The sequence below is a fragment of the Holdemania sp. genome (genome assembly GCF_986127675.1).
Map to the genome: position 1 here is coordinate 22,915 of NZ_CFQZWI010000017.1, position 14,949 is coordinate 37,863.

Here is a 14,949-nt window from a genome sequence, read left to right on the forward strand (position 1 = left end):
CGTTTTTCCCAGTTTATGCCGCTTCGCCCTTCAGCTTCATCAGCTGCCATTGGCCGCCGCGGTAGCGCATCCAGATCAAAAGCGTGCGCAGCAGCTGATCCGCAACCAGCGCGATCCAGGCGCCATACAGACCCCAATGCAGCTCGTATACCGTCAGCATCGCCAACAGCGGGCGCACGATCAGCGTCGTGACAAAGATGACCACGGCGGTGGTTTTCGTATCCCCGGCTCCGCGCAGGACGCCGGCCAGAATAAACTGCGTCGCCTGAAACGGCTGGATCAGCGCCAGAAACATCAGAATCCGCGTGCCCTGTTCGATGACTTCCGGTTCGCTGCTGTAAAGAGAGACGATCGGACCGCCGATCACAAAGAAAACAAACGCCAGCACCAGCGAGAAGCCGATCCCGATCTGTTGACTGACCTTGCCGTAATGATGCGCCATATCAGTCCGCTTTTTTCCTAACGACTGGCCGACCAGCGACGTCGAGGATACCGCGAAGCCCTGACCGATCATAAACGACAGCGATTGAATGTTCATGCAGACATTATGCGTCGCAAACGCGACCGTGCCTAAGGAAGCGACAGTCTTGGAATACAGGATCACGCCGAAGCGCATAAACAGCTGCTCGACCATTGCCGGCAGACCGATCGCAAAGATATTGCCGAGAATTTCCCGGTCAAGATGAAACTTCTTTCGCCAATGGAATTCGAGATATCCGCCTTTTTTCATCAGCGCCCAGCCCGCCATGAAGAACGCCGCCGTCTGGCCGATCACCGTCGCTAACGAGGCTCCGGCCACACCCATTTTGGGGAAGCCGAGATGGCCGTAGATCAGAAGCCAGTTCAGAATGATATTGATCACATTGGCTGCGACGTTGTATTCCATCGCCGTCTTGGAATTGCCGACCCCGCGCAGCACCGCCGTGATCGTCGTGGTCAGCGCCATCAGCACAAAGCCGGCCATTTGTATTTGTAAGTAAACCGTTCCGTTGGTCAAGCTCAGTTCGTCCGTGGCCCCCATAAACCGGACCATCGTTTCCGAAAAGAGAAAGCCGACGATGGAAGCCGCAAGGGACATCACCAGCGTCAGCATGAGTGCCTGCCGCACCGCTTCATTCGCCTTCGCCGGCTGGTCCGCACCTTTATAGCGGGCAACTAACGCTGTCGCCCCGACGTTCATCGCCATGAACATCGTCATCATTAGAAATTTCGGCTGCGTCGTCAAGCCGACCGCCGTGATCGCCCATGCCCCCAGCTGTCCGACCATCATCAGATCCGCCATCGACGTCAGCTGTGTCAGCGTCAGTTCGACAAACGACGGGCCCGCGATTCGAAGCACATCCTTCATCAACAGGCCGCGCGTCAATCCCGGCGGCAGCGCCGTTTGTTTCTTTGATATTTCCAGACTCTCGCCGGCTTCCACCCGATCTAAAGCCAGCTGTCCACTTCCCCCTGTCATTGTGATTTGTCCTCCCCTTGATTGTATTTCCTATTATACCATGAAGCGCCCTTTCGGAAAACGCTTTCAGCAAGGTTGAAAGCGAATAAATCAGTTGGGAAAAAGAAAAAACAGACAGCACCGGGGGATTGTGCTGTCTGCGTGAAACACAGAGTTATGATCGTTGATGAATTCAGTTATGGCTTAGTACATGCCGCCATCCGGCATGGCTGGCGCCGCCGGAGCATTCTTTTCCGGCAATTCAGCGACCGCCGCTTCGGTTGTGATGAACAGCGCCGAGATGGATGCCGCGTTCAGCAGCGCGTTGCGGGTAACCTTGGTCGGATCTACGATACCGGCTTCAAACATATCGACCCATTCGCCCTTCTTGGCGTCGAAGCCGATATTCTTGCCTTCTGTCAGCTGACGGGAAGTGATCTGATCGCCGTCATAGCCGGCGTTTTCCGCAATCTGATACAGCGGCTTCAGAATTGCTTCAAAGACAGCGCTGATGCCCTTCTGTTCATCCGGAGTTTCGCCCTTCAGCTCGTCGCGGTATTCGCGATAGATCGAAGCCAGAGCTGCGCCGCCGCCGATGACGATGCCTTCGACAACAGCCGCCTTCGTCGCATTCAAAGCGTCTTCGATCCGCAGCTTCTTTTCCTTCATTTCGCTTTCTGTCGCAGCGCCGACCTTCACGATCGCAACGCCTGTTGTCAGCTTCGCCAGCCGTTCGTTCAGACGCTTTTTGTCGTATTCCTGCGTCGTGTTTTCGATCTGCTGCTTCAGTTCTGCGATCCGCTCGTTCAGTCTTTCCTTGTCGCCTGAACCGCCGACGATAGTTGTGTCATCTTTCTTAACAACGACGCGGTTCGCATGTCCGAGATCTTCGATTTCGCCGTCTTTCAGTTCCATCGCCAGATCCTTGGCAAAATACTTCGCACCGGTGACGATCGCGATATCTTCCAGCATTGCCTTCTGATTGTCGCCGAAGCTTGGCGCCTTCGTGCAGACAACATTGAACGTGCCACGCAGCTTGTTCAGAACCAGCGTCGCAACGACTTCCTGATCAATATCGTCAGCAATGATCAGCAGCGGCTTGTTGGTCTGGACGATCTTTTCCAATAACGGCAGGACTTCCTGAATCGTGTTGATCTTCTGATCGGTAACCAGAATATACGGATTTTCCAGCACCGCTTCGTTCTTTTCGCGGTTGGATACCATGTATGGGCTGATGAAGCCCTTGTCATACTGTAAGCCTTCGACTGTTTCCAGTTCAGTTTCAAAACCATTGGACTCGTCAACAGTGATGACGCCTTCGCGGCCGACTTTTTCCATCGCCTGCGCAATGATTTCACCGACTTCCTGAGAACCGGAAGAAATTGCGGCAACCTGAGCGATATCCTGGTTTGTTTCAACCTTATGCGTCTGTTCCAGCAGCTTGTCCGCAATGAACTTCGCCGCTTTTTCCATGCCGACTCTCATCAGCACCGGATTCGTGCCTTTTTCCACACTGCTCATGCCTTTGTGGATCATCGACTGCGCCAGCAGCGTCGCTGTCGTGGTGCCGTCGCCGGCCGTATCATTGGTCTTGGAAGCGACTTCCAGAACCAGCTTCGCGCCCATATTTTCAATCTTGTCTTCGCATTCAATTTCCTTGGCGATCGTCACGCCGTCATTGGTGATTAACGGTGAACCATAGCTTCTTTCCAGAACGACGTTGCGGCCTTTCGGACCCAACGTAATCTTGACCGCATCGGCCAGTGTATCGACACCCTTCATCATTGCGACCCGGGCATCTTTAGAAAAACGGACTTCCTTTGCCATATTCTCATTCCTCCTTTAATTGTTTGTTGTTATTCAATAACCGCCATGATCTTGGATTCCGGAACTAATAAATATTCCTGTCCGTCGATCTTGACTTCAGTTCCGCCATACTTTTCGTAAATGACGCGGTCGTTGACTTTGACGCAGCATTCGACATGCTTGCCGTCGACCTCATGACCGTTATTGACTGCCAGAACCTTGCCTACGGTTGGTTTTTCTGTGTTTTTGTCAGTCAGGATAATCCCGCTGGCGGTTTTCTCTTCTGCCTTTTCTTTCTCTAAGAGCACAAAATCATTACATGGTCTGATCATCGTAATTCCTCCTTATCGCTCAATTTAGCACTCTTGTCTTACCAGTGCTAGCACTTATTATTATAGTCTGCCAAGTCTCTTTGTCAACACTTCTTCGCGACTTTCTGCAAGAAATTCTGATTTTTTCTCTGCCTGCTTTATTTTAGCGGCAGCAATCGGCGAACCCTCGAATATTTTGACGGACAAATCCGAAATGATCGACTTTCACGAATAACGCTTGCTTGTAAAAGAGCTGAAGACCCTTGCCGCAGAGGACGATCATCGGGCATATATCAAAAAAGGCGGCAGTGGATATGGTATAATAAGGAAAAATCAGGAGGTTTAGCATGCTGAAAAGAAAATTTGGAAAAACCGGGATGGAGGTTTCCGCCGTGGGAATGGGAACCTGGAACATTGGCAATCAATGGGGCGCACTGGATGATCAACAGGTTTACGAAACGATTCAGGCCGCCTATGCAAGCGGGATTACGGTCTTTGATACCGCCGATGCTTACGGCATACCCGGCGGTTGTTCAGAAGAACGGCTCGGCCGGGCATTGGAGGGAATCCGCGAAAACGTCGTTCTGATCTCAAAATTCGGCAACTGGGCGAAGCGCTTCGGAGGCGCGATGCAGTTCACCTGCGCCGATATCGTGATCGAAGCCTGCCATGCCTCGCTGTTTCGCCTGCGGACAGACTACCTCGACATTGCGCTGTGTCATCTCAACGATTTACAACCGGCGGAAGTCGAGCCATGGCTGGAAGGGTTTGAGGAGCTGAAACGACGGAGACTGGTGCGTCATTACGGCATATCGACCGATCATCTGGACGTGCTGAAGGAATTCAACCGGCGCGGCAGCTGCGAGGTCGTCGAGCTGGATTATTCGCTGATCAACAAGACGCCGGAAACTAACGGAATGCTGGACTACTGTCTGGAAAACAACATCGGCGTGCTCGTGCGCGGACCGCTGGCGCAGGGGATTTTATCCGGGCACTATACCCGTGATACGCATTTCACCGATACCATCCGCATGCCGTTTAATGAAGGCGGCAGCGCACGGGAAGTCTATCTTCAGAAAATGGACCGGCTGGACCGTGTGCGCGAAGTGGCGGGCAAAGAGAATCTGGTTCAGACCAGCCTGCGCTATATCCTTTCTCATCCGGTTAGCCCGGTTGTCATTCCCGGGGCGAAATCGCCGGATCAGGCTAAGGCTAACGCCAAAGCCGGCAGCGCTTGTCTGGACGACGAACTGTACGCCAGGCTGAAAGCGTGCTGACTTCTTCCATAAATCAGCGTTCAACCCGTCGGCGCATGCCAGCGGGTTTTTGTTTGAGGGCGTTTCTCCTGCGCATGCTTCTTAATATCCTTTCTGATCCAGCCTCTTCCCTGCCTTGCCGCTTCAACTGAATTCATATTCTTAACGAAGTTGAAATTTCCACAGACAAGCCCTGAGCCCCTACGGTCATTGGCCTGAGGTCTGCCCTTGTTTAACCCGAAACTTTAACCGCTCAGCGCTTAAACTGAAATCAACGATCCGCAAACAGGCATGCCTGCAGCCTGACTCTATGGGATTCTGTTTTTTGTCGGGATTGGGTTTCTTTTATCCGCGGCGATTAAGAAACCCGCCGCCCGCGGTTGATTTCTGCAAATTACAATTCATCAGCCGGAAACTCAACTGGTAATAAAAAGCGGCGGACCGGCAGGGATTATCCCGCTGCGGTCTGCACCGTTTTCGTTTCTGTTTTCATTTTTTGATCTTCGGCAAAAAGATTCGGTTCTATAAATTTTGGTGCTGGCGGAAACCAATGCCTTTTTAACGTAATAATAAAGCGGACCACGGGTCATTCCGGCTTCCTTACCGATCGCCTCCAGATTGGTTCCGGCATACCCGTAACGGGAAAAGTGTTCCCTGGCGATCGTCATAATTTTTTGCCTGGTCTGTTTTTCTGCGTTTCCCATAGTGATTCCCCTTTATGCGTTTAACATATCACTTTGCGGCGCTGCCTGAGCTCGAGTAAGCTGGCGGACCGATGATTCTTGTTTTTTATTGAAATCCATTAATGAAAACTTCATTCATTCGCTGAACATGTACGGATTTCTATTTTGGAATACAAAAATTTCTATTTATCGTTTATAATACAGGAAGCAGTAGTCCGCGCCGATCTGATTCAGGGACTTGCCAAAGGCAAGCGATCGGTGGGGAAACTGTAAGATTGCGGAATTCCGCTTCATGGAGGAAAAATGAAAAAGATTATTACGCCCCTTCTCGCCTGCTTACTGATCGCAGGCTGTTCCAGCGCACCAAAAACGAAGACCGAGACGGCTTCCTGCAGCTATACGCAGGAAGGCTTAATGACGGCTACCTATGATCTGACGGCTGAAAACAACGATATTACCGTTCTTTCTTTAAAGATGATCTACGATAAATCAATGTTCGGCGACATTGACTTTACAACGATCACGGAAGAAGAAAAAACACAGATGATCGACGCCATCCTTACCCAGTCCGGCATCACGGAAGACATGAAGGGCGTCACAACCAAGGTTGAAATCGAAGACACGATCATCGCTACGATTGAAATGAACCTGAAGGAAGCGGATCCGGATACGTTAAAGAATCTGGGATTTGATTTCTCCAACACGGACATGAGCTTTGACAAGGTTGTTCAGGATATGAAGGACCAGGGCTTCGATTGCAAATAAACCTATAAACTGAAAATCAAAATAAAGATGAGAAAGTTTCTTCCTTGGGAGAAACTTTTCTCTTCTTTTTTCTTTTTCAACGTAAATAAAAAGAGCAGGACGGTTGACTGAACCGAACTGCTCGTTTTTGGTTTGTTTCGTATTTTATCTGTGATCGCTCTAAATCCAGCTTGTTATTCAGCGTAAAACGAAACCGCAATTTAACCGCGGGTAACCCAGATCGGCGAACACCATGCGCAGTGATCGTCGATCTGCTCGACGCGCAGATAGTAGAAATCTTCTTCGCCGCGTTCGCTGTCTTCCAAGGTGAAGTCCACTGCCTGACCGCAGTTTTCCTTCTCAACGAGAACTTCGTTGTTCTTGATGATCTGCACTTTGCGAATCTCGTTGACCGCCAGCACGCTGACGTCCAGCTTCACCGCTTCCCCGGCCGGAATCATGATTTCTTCACCCATGTGGTGACTGCCGATCTTCAGCGAGGCCAGAATCCGGGCGCCGCTGGTGCCGTAAGTGAAGCGGTTGTAGATCGCGTTCCAGACGTTTTCACTGGTCAGCGTCGGAACGAAGGCGCCCAAGATTCCGCCTTCGACGCCATGCTCCATCTGGTGCGAGTCAGAACCTGCGATAAAGCCCAGGTGATAGCCACGAGCCAGCGCGTCCTGAGCGCAGTGGCGTTCAAATTTCATGATATTCTTCGTGTACTTCGACTGGTTTTCAAATTTCTCATAGTCGGCGTGGCGCGAGAAGATTTCAACGACGCGCTGGACTTCCGGATCATGGTAATCCCAGTCCGTCGCCGCGGATACCAGACCCCAGTTGGCTGCCGGATGATGCGGAATGCACTGGCCGCCGTCCTTCTTGATGCTCGCGAACAGCACCGTCGGGTTGTTGCCTTCCGGATCGGTGCTGCGGTACAGGCCGCCGGTGCTGGACGGGTAGTAGACGTTCTTGTGCCCGAAATCATGCTTGTATTCGTTGGACGTCCATTCATAGGCCAACAGCACGGCGAAGTTCTTTTCCCCATTGAACAGATTGCGCGTCGTGCGGTTCCATTCCCATTCGGAATCCGTCGCGATATCCGGATAATCGTCGTGGTCGGTCAGCGCGCAGAAATCCATGTTGGCGTCCTTGATCGCGTAGTGATAATATTGATCAATCTCGCCCAGCGCGTCGGACAGATTGGACTGGCCGTGGATATCGCCGAAGGTCAGCATCAGGTTCTCATAACCGTTCTTCTTCAGCCAGGCCGCGACTTCTTCCGCGCTGCGGCTGTCCAGCGCTTTTTCCGCCGGGATCGGCTGCACGAACTGATCGATCTTCTTTTCAATCTCTAAATCATAGAACTGCGGCAAAACGTCCAGCGCGACTTCGTTGTAGACGATCGACGCGTAACGGTGCATGTGGCCGTTTTTGTTGCCGAACTGCCAGATATAATGCAGAACATTGCTTTCATCCAGCGCAATATGCGGACGCACGGCGCACTGGCTGTCGTTGTAGGTGATGACGACCGGTTCCGACCAGACGCCTTCTAAATCACGCACGCGCACAATCGCGTTGTATTTGCCCCAGGTGTAGGTGACCACCGTATAGCCCTGAGCGTTCGCTGTGATGTCGATGTTGTTGTACCAGTTGCGGTTTTCCGTCAGTACCGCGTAATGGGACGTGACAACTTGGCCGTCTTTTACTTCCACGTCGATTACGTTGTTGCTGAAATAACAGTGCTTGCCGTTTTCATACCAGGCGATCGTGACCTTCTGGCCGACCCGGGTCATGACCGGATGCGTGCTGTAAATCGCCGTCTGATTCAGCTTGACTTCCTCGCTCCACTGCCCGTCGATCTTGGCGCGCACGACGACGTCATAGTTCACGCCGTTATACAGATCATAAGCGACAAAGCAATGACCTTTGCCGTCATGATCGAAGCATGGACGATACGTCTTCACCGCGGTGTTGACCTTTTCCAGCGTCACCGTTTCGCCCAGCGTGGCAACGATCGTATCGCTGAAGCCGACGCCCTGACGGTTGTATACGACGACCGGATGGATTCCGTCGTCTTTAACGGAAGGATAGAACAGTGCTTCGCCCTCGTCGATCACCTGGATCGCGCCGAACACGCCGTCCTGATATTCGCGGACGCACAGCTTCCACACGCCATTCTCAAATTCCGACCAGGCGGTGATCACGCGGTCGTTGAACGTGTGCATGCTTGGCCGCAGTGCCAGGCCGCTGCCGGAGATCTGAACTTCATTGTGCGGATGATGATCAATCATCTGCGCGAACTGGATAACCTCGGTGTGATCGAGATATTTTTCCCAGACCGCAAAGACTTCGTTCTTACTGTTGACCGTGACGTCCGGGTACTGGCAGCTGCTCTGCCAGATATCCGTGATTTCAACGGACGTACTCTTGAAATGTTCCATAGTTCCTCCTTTATTCGTCTTCATATTTACCAACACCGGCAGGCGGCTGAATGTTCTTGACGCCAAACGCCAGAACCAGCAGGGTGACGATGTACGGGATCATTTGGACCAGCTGCGACGGAATGCCGTAGCCCTGAACATAAATCTGAACCGCATCGCACAGCGCGAACAATGAACCGCACAACAGAACGTTCAGCGGATTGTAGCGCGACAGGATCGCGATCGCGATCGCGATGTAGCCGCGGCTGGCGGACATATCGCGCACGAACATATTCAGGCTGTCGATCGACAAATACGCCCCGGCCAGGCCGGCCAGCGCACCGCAGACCAACACGCCGATATACTTCATCCGCCGGACGGGAATGCCCATACTGCTGGCAGCCTTCGGATTTTCACCGACCATCCGCAAGCGCAGACCAAACGGCGTTTTAAATAAGATGAACCAGCTGGCGACACAGACGAGAATCGTGAAGATCAGCAGCACTGACTGGCGGCTGAAAATATCGCCGAGCACCGGCACGTCCTTTAAGAACGTCAGCTTGGTGTTGACGGAAGCGACGGCTTCGGAATTGCCCTTGTTGCCCCAGATAATCTGCATCAGCAGCGTGGACGCCGCCGTGGCTAACAGGTTCAGGCCGATACCGCTGATGACCTGATTGACCTTATAGCGGATGCACAGAAGGCCGTGGCACAATCCGAAGATCATGCCGCCCAAGATCCCGCACAACAGACCGATCCAGGCGTTGCCGGAATAGAACGAACCGACGGCAGCCGTAAACGCGCCGGTCAGAATCATACTTTCAAGGCCCAGCGCCATGATGCCGCTGCGCACGGAATACACGCCGCCCAGCGCCGCCAGAATCAGCGGAATGGACATGGAGAACATCGTGCTCAGAATGCCTGTGATATTATTCAGCATAGCTGCGTCCTCCCTTCTTTGGTTTGCGGTCCGCGCCGATCAAGGCCCGGATCAGAAGCGGCGCGGAAACAAAGATAACGACTAACGCCTGAATGACGCTGACAAACTCCGTCGGAATCTGGCTCATCATATTCAGATACATCGCACCGGTTTTTAAGGCGCCGAAAATGATGCCTGCCAAAATGATACCTAACGGTGAATCGCTGGCCAGCGCTGCGACGGAGATCCCGCTGAAGCCATATCCCGGTGAAAAACCGCTGATAAACCGCTTGCCGACGCTGGTCACATGCACCGCGCCGCACAGACCGGCCAACGCACCGCTGAACAGCATCGCTTTCATCATGACGCCGCCGACCTTGATGCCGGCCGTTTCCGCAGCCTTCATGTTCAAGCCGACCGCCCGGATTTCATAACCAAAGCGAGTCTTTTCCAATACAAACTTGACGATCAGAGCCGCGAGCACCGCGATCACAATCGCCCAGGTCAGCTGATAACCGGGAATCAGTTTGCCTAACAGCGCGCCGTCGACGATTTTCTCGGTCTGCGCGACCGCGCCCTCAGCTTTTAATGGATAATTGACTAAATAATCGCAGAAATTCACGATGATGAAATTGGTCATCGTCGTCGTAATGACTTCGTTGGAGCCAAAACGGACTTTCAGAAAGCCGATCAGCGCACCGGCCAGACCACCGCCGATCACACCGCTCAACAAGGCCAGTACAAGATGCAGAATGCCCGGCAGCGGCAGCGGCGTCATGCCGACTAAAGCGGCAACCATCGCACCGGTCACCATCTGCCCTTCGACGCCGAGGTTGATCAGCGTGGCTTTCTTGCCGACCATAAACGCCAGACCGGTAAAAATCAGCGGCGTCGCCTGGATCAGGGTGTTAGTGAAGGAACGCACAGACCCAAGCGAACCTTCAATGATCACGGAATAGGCGAAGATCGGATCATAACCGCACAGCAGCATGATCACGCAGCTGACCAGAATCGCCAGAACGAAGGACACCAGCGAGATCACGATCGGACTGGTTTTCATCAGCCGGTTAGACAGCTTGCTCATGGTGTTCCTCCTTTCCTCCGGTCATCAACAGGCCCAGCGACAGCTCGTCGGTATCCTCGGCCTGCTGAACGCTGACGATCCGGCCGTCGTAAATCACGGCGATCCGGTCGGACAGCGAGCGGACTTCGTCGAGATCCGCTGAAATTAACAAAATTGCTTTACCTTCATCGCGCAAGCGCAGCAGCTGATGATGGATATACTCCATCGCGCCGACATCGACTCCGCGGGTCGGCTGGGCGACGATCAGCACGTCCGGGTTCTGCTTGAACACCCGGGCGATGACCACCTTCTGCTGGTTTCCGCCGGAGAGCGAGGAAACAAATTCGCGCGCGTTCGGCGTTTTGATCATGTATTCGCCGACCGCTTCCTCGGCGTAGCTCTGGATAGCTTTTTTCTGAAGCAGTCCCTGTTTGAGAAACTGCGGTTCGTCATGATAGCCTAAAATCAGATTGTCCTCAATCGACATTTCCGCGACTAAACCGCGGCTCAGGCGGTCTTCCGGAATGTGTCCGATCTTATGCTTTAAGAAGGTATGGGCATCTCCATGGATCGCTTTCGTTCCCATCGTAATCGTCCCGGAATCGGCTTTGCGCAGACCGGTCAAAACTTCGATCAGTTCGGTCTGGCCGTTGCCTTCGATTCCGGCGACCCCCAGGATTTCGCCCTTGCGGATTGACAGCGAGATGCCTTTAAGCACCTGCACGCCGCGCTCGCTCAGCTTTAAATCCTGAATCTGGAAAAACTCCTCGCCCATGTTCGTATTTTCCCGGCGCACATTCAGTTCAACATCGCGGCCGACCATCATTTTTGCCAGATCGCTGGTCGTGACATGCTCAAGCGGCAATCCGGATTCAACCATCTTCCCATCGCGCAGAACGGAAATCCGGTCGGCAATCGCCAGTGTTTCCTTCAGCTTATGCGTGATGATAATGATCGACTTGTTATCCTTTTTCAGATTCCGCATGATGACGAACAGTTCTTCGACTTCCTGCGGCGTGAGCACGGCCGTCGGTTCGTCCAGGATTAGAATGTTGGCGCCGCGGTAGATCGCCTTGAGGATCTCGACGCGCTGCTGCTCGCCGACGGATAATTCCTGAACCTTCGCTTTGGCATTGATATTGAAGTGAAAGCGGTCGATCAGGGCTTGAATCTCCTGCTCGGCCTTCTTCTCGTCGATCAGCCAGCCTTTGCGCGGCTCGTGATTGACGATGATATTTTCAGTAACGCTCATGACCGGGGAAAGCATGAAGTGCTGATGCACCATGCCGATCCCCAGCCGGATCGCGTCTTTTGGGCTCTTGATCTTGACCGGCTTGCCGTCTACGCGGATTTCACCCTCATCCGGCATCGTCATACCGTAGAGGATTTTCATCAGCGTTGATTTGCCGGCTCCATTTTCTCCCAGCAGGGAATGAATCTCTCCCTGACCTAAAGAAAAGGAAACATGATCAACAGCTCGCACTAATGGATATTGCTTAACAATATCAATCATTTCTACACTGTTCATTGTTTCCTCCTTTTTCTTTTTACAAAATCAACTTGTTTTCAGCTTATTTTGTATACTGATTGGAAGATACCCAGCTGTCCAGTTCATCTTCTGTTTCGCAGATGACCAGCTCGCCGCTTTGAATCTTGGCTTTGATATCCGCAATCGCCGCCGCGATGTCTTCAGGAACTTCAACGTTGGAGAATTCATTGGAATAACCGACCGCTTCTTCCTTTAAGCCGCTGATCTTGACGCCTTCGGTCCATGTGCCTTCAACTAAAGCCTTGACTTCGTTGTAGACCATTTCGTTGACGTTGCGGATCGAGGTCGCCGGGATATAATCCGGTTCGATCGCATTCTGGTTTCCGCCGACGCCGAATGCATAGCGGTCAGCTTCTTTCGCAGCATTGAAGACACCCAGTCCGGAAGCTCCGGCAATGTGCTGGATGAAATCTGCGCCCTTGTTATACATCGACATTGCAATATTTTTACCTTTGTCAGAATCGTTGAAGCTGCCGACCGTCGCCGTCAGAACTTCACATTCCGGATTGACATATTTTACACCCGCTTCAAAACCAACGACGCCAGACCGCAGATTCGGATTGTCCATGCCCAGGATAACGCCGACAACGTTGTCCGCATTGGCTTTCGGCATTTCAGACAGCGTGCCTAAGCCGGCGTAAACGCCGCACAGGAATGTCTGTTCCTGCCACTTTGTGGAAACAGCGCTGACGTTCGGCAGTTCCAGAGACGAGTCGATGATCGAGAATTTCTGATCCGGATAATCCGCCTGCACCGCCGTCAGAGCATCGTTCTGATCGGTTGCCAGACCGATGATTAAATCATAGACGCCGGCATCCGCAAACTGGCGGTAACCTGCTTCAAAATCACTGGCTGATTCCGGTTCAACATACTGGAAATCAATTCCGAAATCTTCTTTGGCCTGAGACAAGCCATCATAGGACATGTCGTTGAAGTTCTTATCGCCCAGTCCCCCGGTGGACAGAACGATCGCCACTTTCACCTGCTTATTGCCGTTATTGGCTGTGCCTCCGTTGTTGTCTGTGCCGCCTTGTTTGCCGCCGTTGCCTGAGCAGGCTGCCAGCGATAAAGTCAGCAGTGCAGCGGTACAGAGAAGTCCTAACTTTTTCATCTTTTCCCTCCTGGTAAGCATAACGCTTACAAATACAGTAGTTTTATATCATGGAAAAGCCTACAAAAAAAGTGACAAATGTCACTTTTACTATATTTCATATGAATCTTCGCGTTTCTTCTGTAAGCGTTTTCTGCGCTTTGAGTTGATCCACTTCGATCGCGGCTTCGATCCCTGAAAGAACAGTCCGCAAAACCCTGTTTTTTACTTGTTTGAGAGTTTTAAAGATCAGTTTTATTCTTACACGGCAGCGTCTGAAATGCAACGTTGTTGCTTCGCTGATCCAGCGCGGCCTCCTGTATTTCCTGTTTATCCGCAAATTCACAGGGCTGCAGGGTCCGTCTTTAACCGCTGAAATTCTCTATGTAGTCGATCAGCCGCTGAATGGATGAGTTCACCGCCACATCATTGCGAAGCAGCACATGGAGCTGTACTTCTACATGCATATCCGCTAAGGGCAGCGCGACGATCCCCGGGTATTCCGTGTATTGCCAGCCAGCGTTAAAACTGACGGCAAGTCCGCTCTGAACTAATCTCATAATCAAATCCCGATCGGATGAATTCAGATAATAATCGGGAGCTTTCAGCCGGTTTTTACTGATTTCAGCATTGGTCTTCCCCGCCTGGCCGATGTCGTGACTCAGGCCGATCAAGGGATAAGGATTCAGGTCCGCGAGCCGGACTTCGTCCTGCCGCGTCAGCGGATGATCTTTCGCGGCAAGCAGAAACAGCTTGTTTTTCCTGGTATGCAAAGAATGGAAAACCGCTTCGTTGTAATTTCCCGTTGCGATCCAGACCGGGATCTCCTTTTGTTCCATGGCTTCCGCCAGCCGCTGCTTCGTAACCGAACGAACGCGAATCGCCAGATCCTGATTTTGAATGATGAAATTCGCCAGAAAATCTTTGCCAAAACCTTCCGAAAATCCGGATTGTAAGCCGATGACCAGTTCGTTTGTCCGTTTCTGCTTCAGTTTGTGGACTTCACTTAAAAAATCCTGATGAAATTGGATATAGTCTTCCGAACGTTCATACAAGGCTTCCGCGAATCGCGTCGGGACAGCGCCGGTACCCGTGACGTCAAACAGCTGCGCACCCAGCTCCTGTTCCATTTTCCGGATAATTTTCGTTAATCCTTGTCTTGATATATAGAGTGCTTCCGCGGCCTTATTCAGGCTTCCCTGCTCCACAATCGTCCGGAAATAATGTAATTGGATCACATCCATTATCCCACCCCTTTCGCTTATTGTAACACAGGAATGTAACTTTTGTTGCACCCAATGCAAACGAACGCTCCTCTCCACATCATCGCAGGCTATGATAAATTATTATCAAACGGAGGGAAAATAATGAAAAAGCAAGTTCTACGATTCAACATACTGCTTCTGATTGGCGCCTTGTTGCTTTCCGGCTGTTCGAAAACACCGGGCGGCGAAACCGGAACTCGATCGAGAACCGCGGCCGCTCAGGGATTCGGCGGCGAAGTTTCCGTCACACTGACCACTGAAAACGGCACGCTCGCCGACGTCGTGATCCAGGGAGACAAAGAAACTGAAGCGGTTGGCGGTCAGGCCATCCTGACTTTACAGAAAGCGATGAAAGATATGCCATACTTGTTCGTGAAGAGTTCAGTTGCCTTGAATTTATCATGA

At 52.1% G+C, this 14,949-nt stretch carries 13 protein-coding genes; 3 read left to right on the forward strand and 10 right to left on the reverse strand.

Going from position 1 to position 14,949, the window contains the following annotated elements; translation table 11 throughout:
* Positions 1-13: 13 nt before the first annotated feature.
* The 3 genes from AC5OW4_RS04670 to AC5OW4_RS04680 all read right to left on the reverse strand — a co-directional run bounded on the left by AC5OW4_RS04670 (position 14) and on the right by AC5OW4_RS04680 (position 3,576).
* Positions 14-1,459, reverse strand: a complete 1,446-nt coding sequence (locus tag AC5OW4_RS04670; RefSeq protein WP_195397262.1) for an MATE family efflux transporter — start codon at positions 1,457-1,459, stop codon at positions 14-16.
* A 183-nt stretch (positions 1,460-1,642) separates the two neighbouring features.
* Positions 1,643-3,265: a chaperonin GroEL gene (gene groL / locus AC5OW4_RS04675; protein WP_195397260.1), complete on the reverse strand. Its 1,623-nt coding sequence runs from the start codon at positions 3,263-3,265 to the stop codon at positions 1,643-1,645.
* Positions 3,266-3,294: 29 nt separating this feature from the next.
* A complete protein-coding gene (locus AC5OW4_RS04680) occupies positions 3,295-3,576 on the reverse strand; it encodes a co-chaperone GroES (RefSeq protein ID WP_006057763.1) in 282 nt (93 codons plus the stop codon).
* 326 nt (positions 3,577-3,902) lie between these two features.
* On the opposite strand from AC5OW4_RS04680, the gene AC5OW4_RS04685 reads away from it, so the two are divergent.
* Complete coding sequence (locus tag AC5OW4_RS04685) at positions 3,903-4,832, forward strand: aldo/keto reductase (RefSeq protein WP_195397258.1); 930 nt, start codon at positions 3,903-3,905, stop codon at positions 4,830-4,832.
* A gap of 395 nt (positions 4,833-5,227) precedes the next feature.
* On the opposite strand, the gene AC5OW4_RS04690 is transcribed toward AC5OW4_RS04685, so the two are convergent.
* Positions 5,228-5,515, reverse strand: coding sequence for a TetR/AcrR family transcriptional regulator (locus tag AC5OW4_RS04690; protein ID WP_072685567.1), 288 nt, complete (start codon positions 5,513-5,515; stop codon positions 5,228-5,230).
* A gap of 282 nt (positions 5,516-5,797) precedes the next feature.
* On the opposite strand from AC5OW4_RS04690, the gene AC5OW4_RS04695 reads away from it, so the two are divergent.
* Entirely contained in the window at positions 5,798-6,259 is a 462-nt protein-coding gene (locus AC5OW4_RS04695) for a DUF1307 domain-containing protein (protein WP_072685565.1), read from the forward strand.
* Positions 6,260-6,459: 200 nt separating this feature from the next.
* Here AC5OW4_RS04695 and AC5OW4_RS04700 read toward each other — a convergent pair whose 3' ends face one another.
* The 6 genes from AC5OW4_RS04700 to AC5OW4_RS04725 form a co-directional block, all read right to left on the reverse strand.
* Positions 6,460-8,679 (reverse strand): CehA/McbA family metallohydrolase, encoded by a 2,220-nt coding sequence (locus tag AC5OW4_RS04700; RefSeq protein ID WP_072685563.1) that lies wholly within the window; start codon positions 8,677-8,679, stop codon positions 6,460-6,462.
* 10 nt (positions 8,680-8,689) lie between these two features.
* Positions 8,690-9,598 carry an ABC transporter permease gene (locus tag AC5OW4_RS04705; protein ID WP_072686130.1) on the reverse strand — a complete coding sequence of 303 codons (909 nt, stop codon included), beginning with the start codon at positions 9,596-9,598 and terminating at the stop codon, positions 8,690-8,692.
* Positions 9,588-10,661: an ABC transporter permease gene (locus AC5OW4_RS04710; RefSeq protein ID WP_083538655.1), complete on the reverse strand. Its 1,074-nt coding sequence runs from the start codon at positions 10,659-10,661 to the stop codon at positions 9,588-9,590. The genes AC5OW4_RS04705 and AC5OW4_RS04710 overlap by 11 nt, the downstream gene beginning before the upstream one ends.
* Positions 10,645-12,168, reverse strand: a complete 1,524-nt coding sequence (locus AC5OW4_RS04715; protein WP_195397777.1) for an ABC transporter ATP-binding protein — start codon at positions 12,166-12,168, stop codon at positions 10,645-10,647. Before AC5OW4_RS04715 ends, AC5OW4_RS04710 begins: the two co-directional genes overlap by 17 nt.
* A 43-nt stretch (positions 12,169-12,211) precedes the next feature.
* Positions 12,212-13,300, reverse strand: a complete 1,089-nt coding sequence (locus AC5OW4_RS04720; protein WP_229056942.1) for a BMP family ABC transporter substrate-binding protein — start codon at positions 13,298-13,300, stop codon at positions 12,212-12,214.
* Positions 13,301-13,644: 344 nt separating this feature from the next.
* The gene (locus AC5OW4_RS04725) at positions 13,645-14,523 is read right to left on the reverse strand and encodes a LysR family transcriptional regulator (RefSeq protein WP_072685558.1); all 879 of its coding nucleotides are present in this window, start codon (positions 14,521-14,523) and stop codon (positions 13,645-13,647) included.
* A gap of 123 nt (positions 14,524-14,646) precedes the next feature.
* Here AC5OW4_RS04725 and AC5OW4_RS04730 point away from each other — a divergent pair, with 123 nt between their 5' ends.
* Positions 14,647-14,949, forward strand: coding sequence for a hypothetical protein (locus AC5OW4_RS04730; protein ID WP_493676718.1), 303 nt, complete (start codon positions 14,647-14,649; stop codon positions 14,947-14,949).